16 protein-coding genes are annotated in these 16,640 nt (G+C 61.0%); 15 read left to right on the forward strand and 1 reads right to left on the reverse strand.

Annotated features, from left to right (window positions below; all coding sequences use genetic code 11):
* Window positions 1-313 precede the first annotated feature (313 nt).
* The 9 genes from D8767_RS09965 (at window position 314) to D8767_RS10005 (ending at window position 7,241) form a co-directional block, all read left to right on the forward strand.
* A complete protein-coding gene (locus D8767_RS09965; RefSeq protein ID WP_016498683.1) occupies window positions 314-1,063 on the forward strand; it encodes an electron transfer flavoprotein subunit beta/FixA family protein in 750 nt (249 codons plus the stop codon).
* Entirely contained in the window at window positions 1,064-1,993 is a 930-nt protein-coding gene (locus tag D8767_RS09970) for an electron transfer flavoprotein subunit alpha/FixB family protein (RefSeq protein ID WP_016711657.1), read from the forward strand.
* A 75-nt stretch (window positions 1,994-2,068) separates the two neighbouring features.
* Window positions 2,069-2,890, forward strand: coding sequence for an ABC transporter substrate-binding protein (locus D8767_RS09975; RefSeq protein ID WP_016711656.1), 822 nt, complete (start codon window positions 2,069-2,071; stop codon window positions 2,888-2,890).
* A gap of 9 nt (window positions 2,891-2,899) precedes the next feature.
* A complete protein-coding gene (locus D8767_RS09980) occupies window positions 2,900-3,253 on the forward strand; it encodes a DUF4398 domain-containing protein (RefSeq protein ID WP_016711655.1) in 354 nt (117 codons plus the stop codon).
* Window positions 3,250-4,062, forward strand: a complete 813-nt coding sequence (locus D8767_RS09985; protein ID WP_016711654.1) for an OmpA family protein — start codon at window positions 3,250-3,252, stop codon at window positions 4,060-4,062. Before D8767_RS09980 ends, D8767_RS09985 begins: the two co-directional genes overlap by 4 nt.
* Window positions 4,063-4,236: 174 nt before the next feature.
* Window positions 4,237-5,679, forward strand: a complete 1,443-nt coding sequence (locus D8767_RS09990; protein WP_012273358.1) for a PLP-dependent aminotransferase family protein — start codon at window positions 4,237-4,239, stop codon at window positions 5,677-5,679.
* 64 nt (window positions 5,680-5,743) lie between these two features.
* Complete coding sequence (locus D8767_RS09995; protein WP_016711653.1) at window positions 5,744-6,217, forward strand: hypothetical protein; 474 nt, start codon at window positions 5,744-5,746, stop codon at window positions 6,215-6,217.
* Window positions 6,218-6,347: 130 nt separating this feature from the next.
* Window positions 6,348-6,602: a YkgJ family cysteine cluster protein gene (locus D8767_RS10000; RefSeq protein ID WP_009684718.1), complete on the forward strand. Its 255-nt coding sequence runs from the start codon at window positions 6,348-6,350 to the stop codon at window positions 6,600-6,602.
* A 33-nt stretch (window positions 6,603-6,635) separates the two neighbouring features.
* Entirely contained in the window at window positions 6,636-7,241 is a 606-nt protein-coding gene (locus D8767_RS10005) for an START domain-containing protein (protein ID WP_025753288.1), read from the forward strand.
* A 99-nt stretch (window positions 7,242-7,340) separates the two neighbouring features.
* Here D8767_RS10005 and gltA read toward each other — a convergent pair whose 3' ends face one another.
* On the reverse strand, window positions 7,341-8,630 hold the full coding sequence (gltA, locus tag D8767_RS10010) for a citrate synthase (protein WP_016711651.1): 1,290 nt from the start codon (window positions 8,628-8,630) through the stop codon (window positions 7,341-7,343).
* Between the two features lie 352 nt (window positions 8,631-8,982).
* Between gltA and sdhC the strand changes: the two genes are divergently transcribed.
* From sdhC to odhB, 6 genes are all read left to right on the forward strand, one after another.
* Window positions 8,983-9,369: a succinate dehydrogenase, cytochrome b556 subunit gene (gene sdhC, locus D8767_RS10015; RefSeq protein ID WP_012315350.1), complete on the forward strand. Its 387-nt coding sequence runs from the start codon at window positions 8,983-8,985 to the stop codon at window positions 9,367-9,369.
* Entirely contained in the window at window positions 9,363-9,731 is a 369-nt protein-coding gene (gene sdhD, locus D8767_RS10020; RefSeq protein ID WP_003254214.1) for a succinate dehydrogenase, hydrophobic membrane anchor protein, read from the forward strand. The genes sdhC and sdhD overlap by 7 nt, the downstream gene beginning before the upstream one ends.
* A gap of 3 nt (window positions 9,732-9,734) precedes the next feature.
* Window positions 9,735-11,507, forward strand: coding sequence for a succinate dehydrogenase flavoprotein subunit (gene sdhA / locus D8767_RS10025; RefSeq protein WP_016711650.1), 1,773 nt, complete (start codon window positions 9,735-9,737; stop codon window positions 11,505-11,507).
* 11 nt (window positions 11,508-11,518) lie between these two features.
* The gene (locus tag D8767_RS10030) at window positions 11,519-12,223 is read left to right on the forward strand and encodes a succinate dehydrogenase iron-sulfur subunit (protein ID WP_016711649.1); all 705 of its coding nucleotides are present in this window, start codon (window positions 11,519-11,521) and stop codon (window positions 12,221-12,223) included.
* Window positions 12,224-12,469: 246 nt separating this feature from the next.
* On the forward strand, window positions 12,470-15,301 hold the full coding sequence (locus D8767_RS10035) for a 2-oxoglutarate dehydrogenase E1 component (protein ID WP_016711648.1): 2,832 nt from the start codon (window positions 12,470-12,472) through the stop codon (window positions 15,299-15,301).
* Window positions 15,302-15,343: 42 nt separating this feature from the next.
* Complete coding sequence (gene odhB / locus D8767_RS10040) at window positions 15,344-16,567, forward strand: 2-oxoglutarate dehydrogenase complex dihydrolipoyllysine-residue succinyltransferase (protein ID WP_028698997.1); 1,224 nt, start codon at window positions 15,344-15,346, stop codon at window positions 16,565-16,567.
* The last annotated feature ends 73 nt before the right edge of the window (window positions 16,568-16,640 follow it).

Genomic DNA, 16,640 nt, shown 5'->3' on the forward strand with positions numbered 1-16,640 from the left:
GACCGGATGGGGTGTTACGGTCAAGATACGAGCGGTTTTACGTTCGCCGTAGGCTTGCAGCCGGGCGCAGGTACACCTCTAAAGACCAGGTGTGGAGCAGGGTTTTGCGGCCTTTGGCCGGTTTGTAGTGGAGTTTACACGCCACGACAGAAAATGACCCGTGAGGATTTGTCGCAATGGTCCGAACAAGACTGTTCGGTCACTGTGAAGTTATTGCCTCCCGATACGTTTTTAGAGGTGCCCTTGTACCCACGCGCATCGCAGGGCTCAGTCCCAGGCGACTATCTATTCACCGGAGAGTAACGAGGAATCCATGAAGGTTCTTGTAGCTGTCAAACGAGTGGTCGACTACAACGTCAAGGTTCGCGTCAAGGCGGACAACTCCGGCGTCGACCTTGCTAACGTCAAGATGTCCATGAACCCCTTCTGCGAAATCGCCGTGGAAGAGGCTGTCCGCTTGAAGGAAAAGGGCGTTGCGACCGAGATCGTCGTCGTTTCCGTCGGCCCGACCACTGCCCAGGAGCAACTGCGTACCGCCCTGGCCCTGGGTGCCGACCGCGCCATCCTGGTAGAAGCCGCTGACGAACTGAACTCCCTGGCTGTGGCCAAGGCGCTGAAAGCTGTTGTCGACAAGGAGCAGCCACAGCTGGTCATCCTCGGCAAGCAGGCCATCGACAGCGACAACAACCAGACCGGCCAGATGCTGGCTGCGCTGACCGGTTACGCGCAAGGCACCTTCGCCTCCAAGGTCGAAGTGGCTGGCGACAAGCTGAACGTCACCCGTGAAATCGATGGCGGTCTGCAGACCGTATCGCTGAACCTGCCAGCCATCGTCACCACCGACCTGCGCCTGAACGAGCCGCGCTACGCGTCGCTGCCGAACATCATGAAGGCCAAGAAGAAGCCGCTGGAGACCGTTACTCCGGACGCGCTGGGCGTTTCCCTCGCCTCCACCAACAAGACCCTGAAGGTTGAAGCCCCGGCTGCCCGCAGCGCTGGCATCAAGGTCAAATCGGTGGCCGAACTGGTCGAGAAGCTGAAGAACGAAGCGAAGGTAATCTAAATGACTATCCTGGTTGTCGCTGAATACGAAGCCGGTGCCGTAGCTCCGGCCACCCTGAACACTGTTGCCGCTGCCGCCAAGATCGGTGGGGATGTGCACGTACTGGTCGCTGGCCAGAACGTCGGCAGCATTGCCGAATCTGCTGCCAAGATCGCTGGCGTGGCCAAGGTGCTGGTTGCCGATAACGCTGCCTACGCACATGTGCTGCCAGAGAACGTCGCGCCACTGATCGTCGAGCTGGCCAAGGGTTACAGCCACGTGCTGGCTCCGGCCACCACCAACGGCAAGAATATCCTGCCGCGCGTTGCCGCGCTGCTGGACGTGGACCAGATTTCCGAGATCATCTCGGTCGAGTCCGCTGACACCTTCAAGCGCCCGATCTACGCCGGTAACGCCATTGCCACCGTGCAGTCGAGCGCTTCGGTCAAGGTCATCACCGTGCGTACCACCGGCTTCGACCCTGTCGCCGCCGAAGGTGGCTCGGCCGCTGTTGAGGCTGTTGGTGCTGCGCACAACGCTGGCATTTCGGCCTTCGTTGGCGAAGAGCTGGCCAAGTCCGACCGCCCAGAGCTGACCGCTGCCAAGATCGTCGTATCCGGCGGCCGTGGCATGGGCAACGGTGACAACTTCAAGCATCTGTACAGCCTGGCCGACAAGCTTGGCGCTGCAGTCGGTGCCTCGCGCGCCGCAGTCGACGCCGGCTTCGTGCCGAACGACATGCAGGTCGGCCAGACCGGCAAGATCGTTGCGCCACAGCTGTACATCGCCGTCGGTATCTCCGGCGCGATCCAGCACCTGGCCGGCATGAAAGACTCCAAAGTGATCGTTGCGATCAACAAGGACGAAGAAGCGCCGATCTTCCAGGTAGCCGACTACGGCCTGGTCGCAGACCTGTTCGAAGCGGTTCCGGAGCTGGAAAAGCTGGTCTGATCCGCCTGCTTCACTTATAAAGAACCCGGCCCTCGTTTCGAGGGTCGGGTTTTTTTATGGGGTGAGGAGTGAGGGATGACGTTGCGTGAAACGGGCAGGGCGCTGGCATGCATGGCGGCGCTGTTCTCGCCGCTGGTCATGGCGGCAGGCAAGTGTGAACGCCTGGTGGCAACCGGCAGCCCTGATGCGCCGCCCTATTCGTGGCAAGACCCACAAGACCCTGAACACCTGATTGGCGCCAACGTCGACCTGTTGCGTCAGGTGGCTGGCGAGTTGGGTGTAAAAGTTGAAGTACTGAGCGCAGGTCGTCGCGACCAGGCACTGGAGGAAGTGCGCAGTGGCCGCATGGATCTGCTACTCGACACCCCCATGCAGGTGGAGCAATTGACCGCGCTGGACTACATCCACCCGCCGTTGCAGCTCAACGAGTACCTGGTGTGGACGCGTCATGATGCCCAGCTGACCTTCGATGGCCCGGCGGACCTGGCCAGGTATCAGGGCAGCTTGTCCGAGCGCGCACGGCTGACACCGGCCTTCACCGCCTTTGCCAAGGCCCAGCTCAAGCTGGTGTCGGCGCAGAACCTTACCCAGGCCTTCCAGAAACTGGTGCTCGGCCAAGTGGACTATGTGCTGGCTGGCCGCTATTCAGGCATGGCCATGGCCCAGAGCCTGGGTATGAGCAATGACCTGATCGCCCGTGGCCTGCCGGTGGACCGGCCAGGCCTGTACCTGGCCCTTTCACACAACTCGGCCTGCAATGACAGCTGGTTGCGTGGGCAATTGGCGAAAAAACTGACAGAATTGCCGATCTCCGGTGCGTCCGAGGCGGTCCTGCAACGAAATGTCGAGCGCTGGAAAGCGCAGTTGCAGGTGCCGGCGGACGCCCCCAAACACTAGGAAGATTGCGTGAGAACCCAACCACTAATCCTTGCCTTGGCCATGCTTGGCCTGGCTGGCTGCGCCAATGATCCGGCCCCTGACGAGCAGATGCGCATTTCCGAACAGGCCCTGGAGCAGGCCAGGGCCGTAGGTGCCACCGAGCAGGTCGAAACGCTGAAGCTGGCTGAAGACAAGCTGGCCCGGGCCAAGGCCAACATGCTGACCGAAGACTACCGCGATGCGCGCATGCGTGCCGAGCAGGCCGAGCTGGATGCGCGCCTGGCTGAGGCGCAGGTGCTGAACCAGAAGAGCGAAGAGCAGCTCCAGCTGTTGCAGTCGCGGGTCAAGCGTCTGCGCAAGCAACTGGAGGTACAGCCATGAGCCGCCGCACACCGTTGGCTGCGCTGGTAGTGCTGGCGCTGGCCGCAGGCTTGCAAGGCTGTGCCAGCCAGCGCAGTTCTGCAGCGCTGGATGAAGCCAGTGCCGCCTTCGCCAAGGTCAAGGATGATTCCGATGTGCTGCGCAGTGCGCCGCGCGATGTGATCCGCGCGGGCGAGTCGCTGGCCCGTGCCGAGCGTTTGTCCAGCTACATCGGCACCGGTTCCGATGTGCGCCATTACGCTTACCTCAGCCAGCGCTACAGCGAGATTGCCCGTGAGCATGCCAAGCTGGCGCTGAACCAGGAGCGCCAGACCAAGCTCGATCTGGAGCGCCAGCGCCTGCAGCTGGCCTTGCGCGAGGCCAAGCTGGCCAGCGTGCAGCAGCAGGGCAAGTGGGTCGAGTCGCAAATTGCGGCACTGGCCTCCGAGCAGACCGACCGTGGCTTGGTGATGACCTTGGGCGACGTGCTGTTCGATACCGGCCGTGCCGACCTGAAGAACTCGGCCAGCCGCACCGTACTCAAGCTGGTGCAGTTCCTTCAGCTTAACCCGCGTCGGGTGGTACGTATCGAAGGCTATACCGACAGCACCGGTGCGGCCGAGGACAACCTGAAACTGTCTCGCGATCGGGCGCAGGCCGTGGCTGACATGCTGGTGGACCTGGGCATCGACGAAAAGCGTTTGCAGGTCGAGGGCTATGGCGACCAGTACCCGATCGAGGCCAACGCCTCTGAGCGGGGCAGGGCGCAGAACCGTCGGGTAGAAATCGTGTTCTCCGACGACAAGGGCAGGCTCGCGCCTGCGCGCTGAGTTCGACTCAAAGAAGGGCCGCCATGCGGCCCTTCTTTTTGTCGGTTTAATCGTTTCGATAGTTATCACGCTGTTGTATTGTCGACTATGTTGCATTCTGTCCCAGTACACTTTGCAACTGTTACGGTATCCTTTACCGTCATCGAGCCGCACAAGAACAACGAGCCTGCCGCCATGACCAACCTGCTGCTGTACCAGCGTATCGCCCAGCAACTGGCCGATGACATCCGCCGTGGTGTCTACCAGCCAGGCGAGCGGGTACCCTCCGTGCGCAAGATGAGCGCCCAGCTCAATGTCAGCCATGCCACGGTGCTGCAGGCCTATGCCAATCTCGAAGATCAAGGGCTGATCCGTGCGCGGCCGCAGTCTGGCTACTATGTGCACCAGACGCCGGCCCTGACTGCGCAAACCCCCGACATCGCCCGGGTGGAGCGCCCTGGTCTTGTGACCCGTGCCAGCATCATCCAGCAAGTGCTCACCGAAGCGCGCCGCGATGGTGTATTTCCGTTCGGCGCTGCGGTGCCGCATGTCGACTACCTGCCGGTGCGTGCCCTGCACCAGCAAATTGCCAAGGTCACCCGCTTTCACAGCCCGCGCGCGTTCAGTTACATGTTCAGCCCGGGTTTCGAGCCGTTGCGCCGGCAGATTGCCATTCGCATGCGCGATGCCGGTGTACTGGTCGACCCGCGTGAAGTGATCGTGACCCACGGTTGCGTCGATGCGCTGCAAATGTCATTGCGTGTGCTGACGCGTCCGGGGGACTTGATCGCCGCCGAGTCGCCGACGTATTACGGCTTGCTGCAGCTGGCGGACCTGCTGGGCCTGAAGGTGATCGAAATCCCCAGCGACCCGTCCACGGGCATCAGCCTTGAAGCTTTGCAGCTGGCGGCCAACCAGTGGTCGATCAAGGCCCTGGTGCTCACCGCGCGGCTGAGCAACCCGTTGGGTGGCACCGTCCCGGAAGAGCGGCAGAAACAACTGCTGCGCCTGGCATCGGACTTCGATATCCAGATCATCGAGGACGATATCTATGGCGAGCTGATGTTCGAGCAGGGCAAGACCAAGGCGCTGAAGGCGTTCGACCGGCTGGACCGGGTAATCTATTGCTCAAGCTTCTCCAAGACGCTGTCCCCCGGCGTACGTGTTGGCTGGATGATTGCCGGGCGCTACCAGGACGAAATCCAGCGGCTGCAAACCTTCACTACCCACTCGGCGTGCAGTGTCACGCAAATGGGTGTGGCAGCCTACCTGGAGAATGGCGGCTACGACCGGCACCTGCGCTACATCCGTCAGGAGTATCGCAAGAACCTCAGCGCCTACCAGTTGGCAGTGCAGCAGCACTTCCCCGAAGGCACCCAGATGACCCGGCCCACAGGCGGTTTCATTCTGTGGGTGAGCCTGCCCGGGCGGGTCAACACGCAGGAGCTGCATGTGCGGGCGCTGGAGCAGGGCATCAGCATTGCGCCGGGGTTAATATTCAGTAATACAGAGCAGTTCAACCACTGCATCCGCCTTAATTGCGGTATTCCGTGGAACAAGGAGGCCGAGCGTGCCGTGATTACCCTCGGCTTGCTGGCTCAGCAGTTGTGCCGGGAGCCTGCGCTCACCCTTTTGTAAGGCTTGCCAGCTGCCTGTGGAACAGGGAGCATACGCACTTTTCCTGCCAGTCTGTCCATTTGCCATGAATGCTTTACGCCGTTTTGCCCTGATCTTGTGCCTTGCACCGTTCTGCTGTGCGCCAGCCATGGCTGCGCAGCCGGCCAGTCAGGCTCCGGTCACCCAGGGCAAGCCAGTGCAGAAGAAGGCGGCAGCCAAGCCTGTCCAGAAGCAGGCGGTAAAAAAAGCCGCCAACAGCAAGGCCAAGGCGCGCAAGCCGGTCAGCAAGGCGGTGGCCAAGCCGCTGCCAAAGACAAAGCTTGACCTCAGCCTGCCGGTCGATATGGTCAACTCACTTGAGCCGAACGTTGGCACCCCGTCGCCGATTCAGCGACGCAAACCCTTGCTGCCGCCCATGTTCACCGAGAAACCAGAAACCAACGACAGCCCGTTCCAGCTCAATGGCCGGCTGATCAACAACGAAATGCAGTTGCAATTGCGCAACGACAGCCGTCATGACGTTGAAGGGGCGGCCATCGATTTCGAGTACCGGCAGTAGCAGTCAAACTGACTGCCGGGTCACTGCACATTTCATCGTGCCAGTAATTTCAAACGCCTGTTTGAGCGGTTACTATCCAGGGACGTTCGTCCCGTTTTGTTCCAGGGAGTCCTGATTTTGGTGAATAGCCATGAATTGCCGTGAGGGCTGCGGTGCCTGCTGCATCGCCCCGTCCATCACTTCTGCGATGCCGCGCATGCCCAATGGCAAGCCGGCGGGCGAGCGCTGCCTGCACCTGACGGCTGCCAACCTCTGCGACCTGTTTGGCAAGCCCGAGCGGCCGGCGGTGTGCGGTGGCTTCAAGGCGGATGTCGAGGTGTGCGGCAGCGACCGTGACGAGGCAATCAGGATTCTGGGTTGGTGGGAGCAGATGACGGCGGCGTGAGAGGCTGGATCTTCGACAACAAGGATAAACATGATGAGATCGTTCAAGCGTATTGCACTGCTGTGTGGCATGGGTGTTTTGCTGTCGCCGGTGGCCTGGGCCGAAAACTGGCAAGTGGCCAAGGACGAGGAGGGGATCAAGGTATCTCTCAGTGAAGTAGCCGGTTCCAAGTACAAGGCCTATCAAGGCGTTACCGTGATCAAGGCGCCGCTGGCCAAGGTGCAGGCGTTGCAGGAAGACGTGGTCGGCGCCTGTGCATGGATTCACGAGTGCAAGTCGCAAAAGCTGCTCAAGCATGAAGGCGACCAGAGCTGGACCTACACCCAGTTCAACACGCCGTGGCCAGTGACGCCGCGTGATTCGGTGCTGCATATCACCACGGTCAAGGGGGCTGATGGCAGCTTGACCCGTAATCTGGTCGAAGAGCCGACCTATGTCCCGGAAGAGAAGGGCTTTGTGCGGGTGGCGAAAGTGGAAGGCTTCTGGAAACTGGTGCCCAAGGGTGACAGCACCGAAGTGACCTACCAGGTGCACACCGAGCCGGGTGGTAGCGTGCCGGCGATGGTGGCCAACAAGTTCGTGGTGGATGCGCCGTTCAATACCCTGAAAGGGCTGCGGGAGCGGGCTGAGAAGAACTGAGGTTTGGTGTTGCCTGTGCCGGCCTCTTCGCTGGCACAGGAAAAAGCCAATAAAAAAAGGCTGCCCAAGGGCAGCCTTTTTGCGTTCGGCCAGTAAAGCTTACTTGCGGTCCTGTAGCGCAACGATGTCGCGCTTCTGCTCGCCGGTGTACAGCTGGCGCGGGCGGCCAATCTTGTACGGGCTGGAGAGCATTTCTTTCCAGTGCGAGATCCAGCCCACGGTACGTGCCAGGGCGAAGATCACGGTGAACATGCTGGTCGGAATGCCGATCGCCTTGAGGATGATCCCCGAGTAGAAGTCGACGTTCGGGTACAGCGAGCGCTCGATGAAGTAAGGATCGGTGAGGGCGATCTCTTCCAGGCGCATGGCCAGTTCCAGCTGCGGGTCGTTCTTGATGCCCAGCTCGCGCAGGACTTCGTCGCAGGTCTGCTTCATCACGGTGGCGCGCGGGTCGCGGTTCTTGTACACGCGGTGACCGAAGCCCATCAGCTTGAACGGGTCGTTCTTGTCCTTGGCCTTGGCGATGAACTTGTCGATGTTCGAAACATCGCCGATTTCATCGAGCATGGTCAGTACGGCTTCGTTCGCACCGCCGTGGGCCGGACCCCACAGTGCGGCGATACCGGCGGCGATACAGGCGAACGGGTTGGCACCCGACGAGCCGGCCAGGCGAACGGTGGAGGTGGAAGCATTCTGTTCGTGGTCGGCATGGAGGATGAAGATCCGGTCCATTGCCTTGGCCAGTACCGGGCTGATCGGTTTGATCTCGCACGGGGTGTTGAACATCATGTGCAGGAAGTTTTCCGCGTACGACAGGTCGTTGCGCGGGTACATCATCGGCTGGCCCATGGAGTACTTGTAAACCATCGCGGCCAGGGTCGGCATCTTGGCGACCAGGCGCACCGCGGAAATTTCGCGGTGTTGCGGGTTATTGATGTCCAGGGAGTCGTGATAGAACGCCGACAGGGCGCCGACCACGCCACACATCACCGCCATCGGGTGAGCGTCGCGACGGAAACCGTTGAAGAAGGACTTCAGCTGCTCGTGAACCATGGTGTGGTTCTTGACGGTGCTGACGAACTGGGCCTTCTGCTCGGCATTCGGCAGTTCGCCGTTGAGCAGCAGGTAGCAGGTTTCGAGGTAGTCGGATTGTTCGGCGAGTTGTTCGATCGGGTAGCCGCGGTGCAGCAGGATCCCTTTGTCGCCGTCAATGTAGGTGATCTTCGACTCGCACGAGGCAGTCGCCATGAAACCAGGGTCGAAGGTGAAGTGACCAGTGGCCCCCAACCCGCGGACGTCGATTACATCAGGACCAACGGTGCCGGTTAAAATGGGCAGCTCGACGGGGGCAGCGCCCTCGATGACCAACTGCGCTTTTTTGTCAGCCATGTGGCCTCCTATTAATGCTAGAAATCATCAGACAGACCCCCCACGCAGGGCCCGCACCACTATAGAGGGATAAATTCAGATGTCAATTTGCCTAAAGGCTTGTTGAATCAAGCATTCAAGCCTGATTTTTCCCGAAATTCTCGCCCATTTACGCCTTTTGTTCGCTAAAGGCAATGCGCTATTTGGGCTACCCCGTCACGTTGTCATAAGCAGCCTAACTGTCTATACTCGGCACCCGACCGCCAGGGGCTTGCAAGCCCGAACTGCTGGGGGTCGCCGTTCCCTGGGTGGTGGGTACCTGACCAGTACACTTACCAACAACTTTGCCCTGATTCGCTAGGGGCTCTTCAGTGTGAAAAAAGCCGTGAAAAGCCAACGACCTGTAAACCTAGACCTAAGGACCATCAAGCTCCCCGTCACTGCGTACACGTCCATCCTGCACCGTATCTCCGGCGTCATCTTGTTCCTCGGCCTTGCCATCATGCTTTATGCACTGGGCAAGTCGCTGGGTTCCGAGGAAGGCTTCGGTGAGGTGAAGGCGTGTCTGACCAGCCCGCTGGCCAAATTTGTGACCTGGGGCCTGCTGTCTGCCCTGCTTTATCACCTCGTGGCAGGTGTTCGTCACCTGATCATGGACATGGGTATCGGTGAGACGCTGGAAGGCGGCAAGCTGGGCTCGAAAATCGTGATCGTCATCTCCGTGGTGCTGATCGTTCTGGTGGGAGTTTGGGTATGGTAACCAATGTCACGAACCTGTCGCGTTCGGGCCTCTATGACTGGATGGCGCAGCGCGTTTCTGCGGTCGTTCTCGCGGCTTACTTCCTCTTCCTGATCGGCTACGTGGTCGCCCACCCAGGCATCGACTACACCCAGTGGCATGGTCTGTTCTCCAACAACGCGATGCGGATCTTCAGTCTGCTGGCCCTCGTTGCCCTGGGCGCTCACGCCTGGGTCGGCATGTGGACCATTGCAACCGACTACCTGACGCCTATGTCGTTCGGCAAGTCGGCAACTGCGATTCGTTTCCTGTTCCAGGCGGTATGCGGCGTTGCGATGTTCGCTTACTTCGTCTGGGGTGTGCAGATTCTCTGGGGTATCTGATCCATGGCTAGCATTCCAACCATTTCCTTCGACGCCATCATCATCGGTGGCGGCGGCGCCGGCATGCGCGCCGCGCTGCAACTGGCTCAAGGCGGCCACAAGACTGCCGTAGTCACCAAGGTCTTCCCGACCCGTTCGCACACTGTATCCGCCCAGGGCGGCATCACCTGTGCCATCGCTTCGGCCGACCCGAACGACGACTGGCGCTGGCACATGTACGATACCGTCAAGGGCTCCGACTACATCGGTGACCAGGACGCTATCGAATACATGTGTCAGGAAGGCCCGGCTGCGGTCTTCGAACTGGACCACATGGGCCTGCCGTTCTCGCGTACCGAAACCGGTCGTATCTACCAGCGTCCGTTCGGTGGCCAGTCCAAGGACTTCGGGAAAGGTGGCCAGGCTGCCCGTACCTGTGCCGCTTCCGACCGTACCGGTCACGCGCTGCTCCACACCCTGTACCAGGGCAACCTGAAAGCAGGCACTACCTTCCTCAACGAGTACTACGCGGTTGACCTGGTGAAAAACCAGGACGGCGCGTTCGTCGGTGTGATCGCAATCTGCATCGAAACCGGCGAAACCATGTACATCAAGTCCAAGGCCACCGTTCTGGCCACTGGCGGTGCCGGTCGTATCTACGCCTCCACCACCAATGCCCTGATCAACACCGGTGACGGTATCGGCATGGCCCTGCGTGCAGGCGTACCGGTGCAGGACATCGAGATGTGGCAGTTCCACCCGACCGGTATCGCCGGCGCCGGTGTACTGGTAACCGAAGGTTGCCGTGGTGAAGGTGGCTACCTGATCAACGCCCACGGCGAGCGCTTCATGGAGCGTTACGCGCCGAACGCGAAAGACCTGGCCGGCCGCGACGTGGTAGCCCGTTCCATGGTCAAGGAAATCATCGCCGGCAACGGCGTGGGCCCGAACAAGGACCACGTACTGCTGAAGCTGGATCACCTGGGCGAGGAAGTGCTGCACAGCCGCCTGCCAGGTATCTGCGAACTGTCCAAGACCTTCGCCCACGTCGACCCTGTGGTCGCGCCAGTTCCGGTCGTACCGACCTGCCACTACATGATGGGCGGCGTTGCCACCAACATTCATGGCCAGGCCATCACCATGGACGCCGAAGGCAAGGACCAGATCATCCCGGGTCTGTTCGCCGTGGGTGAAGTGGCGTGCGTATCGGTACACGGTGCCAACCGCCTGGGCGGCAACTCGCTGCTCGACCTGGTGGTATTCGGTCGCGCCGCTGGCCTGCACCTGGAAAAATCGCTGTCCGACGGCGTGGAATACCGCGACGCCAGCGACACCGATATCGATGTGGCCCTGAACCGCCTGAACAAGCTCAACGAGCGTACTTCTGGCGAAGACGTTGCCAGCCTGAAGCGCGAGCTGCAGAGCTGCATGCAGAACTACTTTGGTGTATTCCGTACCGGCGAATACATGCAGAAGGGTATCGAGCAGCTGGCCGGCCTGCGTGACCGCATCGCCAACGTCAAGATCAACGACAAGTCCCAGGCCTTCAACACCGCGCGTATCGAAGCGCTGGAGCTGCAGAACCTGCTGGAAGTCGCCGAAGCTACCGCCATCGCGGCCGAAGCCCGTAAAGAGTCCCGCGGCGCTCACGCCCGTGAAGACTTCGAAGACCGTGACGACGAAAACTGGCTGTGCCACACCCTGTACTACCCGGGTGAGAAGCGCGTTGCCAAGCGTGGCGTCAACTTTGCGCCGAAGACTGTTCCAGCCTTCGAACCAAAAGTCCGGACTTACTAAGGGTGGCTGCTATGTTGAAAGTCGAAGTTTATCGTTACAACCCGGACACCGACTCGGCGCCCAAAATGGAGTCGTTCGACGTCGATACCGGCGGCAAGGACCTGATGGTTCTCGATGTATTGGCGCTGATCAAGGAAAAGGACGAAGGTTTCTCGTACCGTCGCTCCTGCCGTGAAGGCGTGTGCGGTTCCGACGGCATGAACATGAACGGCAAGAACGGCCTGGCCTGCATCACCCCGCTGTCGGCGGTGGTGAAGGGCAACAAGCTGGTGCTGCGTCCGCTGCCAGGCCTGCCGGTCATTCGTGACCTGGTGGTCGACATGAGCATCTTCTACAAGCAGTACGAGAAGGTGAAGCCGTTCCTGCAGAACGATACCCCGGCACCGGCCATCGAGCGCCTGCAGTCGCCGGAAGACCGTGACAAGCTGGACGGCCTGTACGAGTGCATCCTGTGCGCGTGCTGCTCGACGTCCTGCCCGTCGTTCTGGTGGAACCCGGACAAGTTCCTGGGCCCGGCTGCACTGCTGCAAGCCTACCGCTTCCTGGCTGACAGCCGCGATACCAAGACTCAGGAGCGCCTGGCGTCCCTGGATGACCCGTTCAGCGTATTCCGCTGCCGCGGGATCATGAACTGCGTAAACGTTTGCCCGAAAGGTCTGAACCCGACCAAGGCAATCGGTCACGTACGTAACATGCTGCTGCAAAGCGGCACCTGATACAAAGTGTTGTACCTGCAGTAAGCCGAGGTGCGGGTGGTGAGCCCGCACTGAGGTAAAACCCGAACAAGGGCCCACAAAGCCTGCGTTCATTACCTATGAAGATATGAGACCAGCAGGGGCTTTCCGGGCTGGTACCCGGAAAATCAGCAGGATCCAAGTGGCGTGGTTCAGTCGCTGTATTCGGACTTTTCCAGGTTTGCTGTGGCTCTCGCCGATCAGTCCCCTAATCGAGGGTGACCAAGCATGCAAGAAAGCGTGATGCAGCGCATGTGGGAAAGCGCCCACCTTTCAGGTGGTAACGCTGCATATGTGGAAGAGCTCTACGAGCTCTACCTGCACGACCCTAACGCTGTGCCAGAAGAGTGGCGCACCTACTTCCAGAAGTTGCCCGCCGACGGCAGCACCGCTACCGATGTATCGCACTCGACAATCCGCGACCATTTCGTACTGCTGGCAAAGAACCAGCGCCGCGCCCAACCGGTATCCGCCGGGAGCGTGAGCAGTGAACACGAGAAGAAGCAGGTTGAAGTTCTGCGACTGATCCAGGCCTATCGTATGCGCGGCCATCAGGCTGCCAAGCTCGACCCGTTGGGGTTGTGGCAGCGTCCTGCGCCCGTAGACCTGTCGATCAATCACTACGGCTTGACCAATGCCGATCTTGATACGACCTTCCGTGCCGGCGACCTGTTCATCGGCAAAGAGGAGGCGAGCCTACGCGAGATCTTCGAGGCGCTCCAGAAGACATATTGTCGCACCATTGGCGCCGAGTTCACCCACATCGTCGATTCCGAGCAGCGCAGCTGGTTCCAGCAGCGCCTGGAAAGCGTGCGCGGTCGTCCGGAGTTTTCCGCTGACGTGCAGGCTCACCTGCTCGAGCGCGTGACGGCCGGTGAAGGCCTTGAGAAATACCTGGGCACCAAGTACCCAGGCACCAAGCGTTTCGGCCTTGAGGGCGGCGAAAGCCTGATCCCGATGCTGGACGAGATGATTCAGCGTTCCGGCTCCTACGGCACCAAGGAAGTCGTGATCGGCATGGCCCACCGTGGCCGTCTGAACGTCCTGGTGAACACCTTCGGCAAGAACCCGCGCGAGCTGTTCGACGAGTTCGAAGGCAAGAAGATGAACGAGCTGGGCTCCGGTGACGTGAAGTATCACCAGGGCTTCTCCTCGAACGTGATGACCGCCGGTGGCGAAGTGCACCTGGCCATGGCGTTCAACCCGTCCCACCTGGAAATCGTATCGCCAGTGGTCGAAGGTTCGGTGCGCGCCCGTCAGGACCGCCGCAACGACACCGTTGGCGACAAGGTACTGCCGATCTCGATCCACGGCGACGCAGCGTTCGCCGGCCAGGGCGTGGTCATGGAAACCTTCCAGATGTCGCAGACCCGCGGTTTCAAGACCGGCGGCACCGTGCACATCGTGATCAACAACCAGGTGGGTTTCACCATCAGCAACCCGCTGGACGCGCGCTCTACCGAGTACGCCACCGACGTTGCCAAGATGATCCAGGCGCCGATCCTGCACGTGAACGGCGATGACCCGGAAGCGGTGCTGTTCGTCACCCAGCTGGCGATCGACTACCGCATGCAGTTCAAGCGTGACGTGGTGATCGACCTGGTCTGCTACCGTCGTCGCGGCCACAACGAGGCCGACGAGCCAAACGGTACTCAGCCGCTGATGTATCAGCAAATCAGCAAGCAGCGCACTACCCGTGAGCTGTACGCCGAGGCACTGATCCAGGCTGGCCGCATCGATGCCGAGCGCGCCCAGGCCAAGATCGACGAGTACCGCAACGCGCTGGACAACGGCCTGCACGTTGTGAAGAGCCTGGTCAAGGAGCCGAACCGCGAGCTGTTCGTCGACTGGCGCCCGTACCTGGGCCATGCCTGGACCGCACGTCACGACACCCGTTTCGACCTCAAGACCCTGCAAGACCTGTCGGCCAAGCTGCTGGAAATCCCGGAAGGCTTCGTCGTTCAGCGTCAGGTCGCGAAGATCTACGAAGACCGCCAGAAGATGCAGGCCGGTGGCTTGCCGATCAACTGGGGCTATGCAGAGACCATGGCTTACGCCACCCTGCAGTTCGAAGGTCACCCGATCCGCATGACCGGCCAGGACATCGGCCGTGGCACCTTCTCGCACCGTCACGCGGTGCTGCACAACCAGAAGGACGCCAGCACCTACGTACCGCTGAAGAACCTGTTCCCGGGCCAGCCGATGTTCGAGCTGTACGACTCCTTCCTGTCGGAAGAAGCGGTACTGGCCTTCGAATACGGCTACTCGACCACCACGCCGAACGCGCTGGTGATCTGGGAAGCCCAGTTCGGCGACTTCGCCAACGGTGCGCAAGTGGTGATCGACCAGTTCATCACCAGCGGCGAGCACAAGTGGGGCCGTCTGTGTGGCCTGACCATGCTGCTGCCACACGGTTATGAAGGGCAGGGCCCGGAGCACTCCTCCGCGCGTCTGGAGCGTTACCTGCAGCTGTGCGCCGAGCACAACATCCAGGTGTGCGTACCGACCACCCCGGCTCAGATCTACCACCTGCTGCGTCGTCAGGTCATCCGTCCGCTGCGCAAGCCGCTGATCGTGCTGACGCCAAAGTCGCTGCTGCGCCACAAGCTGGCCATCTCGACCCTGGAAGACCTGGCCGAAGGCTCGTTCCAGACCGTGATCCCGGAAATCGACACCCTCGATCCGGCCAAGGTCGAACGCCTGGTCTTGTGCGGTGGCAAGGTTTACTACGACCTGCTGGAAAAACGCCGTGCCGAAGGCCGCGAAGACATCGCCATCGTGCGTATCGAGCAGCTGTATCCGTTCCCGGAAGACGACCTGGTCGAAATCCTGGCGCCGTACACCAACCTCAAGCATGCGGTCTGGTGTCAGGAAGAGCCGATGAACCAGGGCGCCTGGTACAGCAGCCAGCACCACATGCGCCGTATCCTGGGCCGCCACAACAAGGCGCTGGTCCTGGAATACGCCGGCCGCGACGCTTCTGCCGCGCCAGCCTGTGGTTACGCTTCGAAGCACGCCGAACAGCAGGAAAAACTGCTGCAAGACGCCTTCACTGTCTAACGCCTTCGCGCACCTGAAACCGAATTTAAGGAAACACTGATAATGGCTATCGAGATCAAAGCCCCAACCTTCCCGGAATCGGTTGCCGATGGCACCGTTGCCACCTGGCACAAGAAGCCGGGCGAAGCCGTCAAGCGTGACGAGCTGATCGTCGACATCGAGACCGACAAGGTCGTCCTGGAAGTGCTGGCCACCGCCGACGGCGTGCTGGGCGCCATCGTCAAGGGCGAGGGCGACACTGTCCTGTCCGACGAAGTGCTGGGTTCGATCGTTGAAGGCGGCGCTGCCGCCGCTGCACCTGCTGCTGCCCCGGCCGCTGCTGCTCCGGCTGCCGCTGCTGCCGACGCTGGCGAAGACGACCCGATCGCTGCCCCGGCCGCGCGCAAGCTGGCTGAAGAAAACGGCATCGACCTGGCTGCCGTTGCCGGCACTGGCAAAGGTGGCCGCATCACCAAGGAAGACGTCGTAGCTGCCGTCGCCAACAAGAAGTCGGCGCCTGCCGCAGCCCCGGCTGCCAAGCCTGCTGCCGCTGCGGCTGCCCCGGTTGTCGTCGCTGCTGGCGACCGCACCGAGAAGCGTGTGCCGATGACCCGCCTGCGTGCCAAGATCGCCGAGCGTCTGGTCGAAGCCCAGTCGAGCATGGCCATGCTGACCACCTTCAACGAAGTGGACATGACCGAAGTCATGGCTCTGCGTTCGAAGTACAAGGACCTGTTCGAGAAGACCCACAACGGCGTACGCCTGGGCTTCATGTCGTTCTTCGTCAAGGCGGCCACCGAAGCCCTGAAGCGCTTCCCGGCTGTCAACGCCTCGATCGACGGCAACGACATCGTCTACCACGGCTACGCCGACGTTGGTGTTGCCGTGTCCAGCGACCGTGGCCTGGTGGTACCGGTACTGCGCAACGCCGAGTCGATGAGCCTGGCTGAAATCGAGAACGGCATCGCCACCTTCGGCAAGAAGGCCCGTGACGGCAAGCTGGCCATCGAAGAGATGACCGGTGGCACCTTCACCATCACCAACGGTGGTACCTTCGGTTCGATGATGTCGACCCCGATCGTCAACCCGCCGCAGGCCGCCATCCTCGGCATGCACAACATCATCCAGCGTCCGATGGCCATCAATGGCCAGGTCGTGATTCGCCCGATGATGTACCTGGCGCTGTCGTACGATCACCGCCTGATCGACGGCAAGGAAGCGGTAACCTTCCTGGTCACCATCAAGAACCTGCTGGAAGATCCGTCTCGCCTGCTGCTGGACATCTAACCCTCTGGCTGCGTACCGTGCCGGCCCTGGCTTCGCGAGAAGCCCTGCCGCGCGGTTCGCGGCTTGTAGCTTG

The organism is Pseudomonas sp. LTGT-11-2Z, assembly GCF_003691445.1.
Classification (GTDB): Bacteria; Pseudomonadota; Gammaproteobacteria; order Pseudomonadales; family Pseudomonadaceae; genus Aquipseudomonas; species Aquipseudomonas monteilii.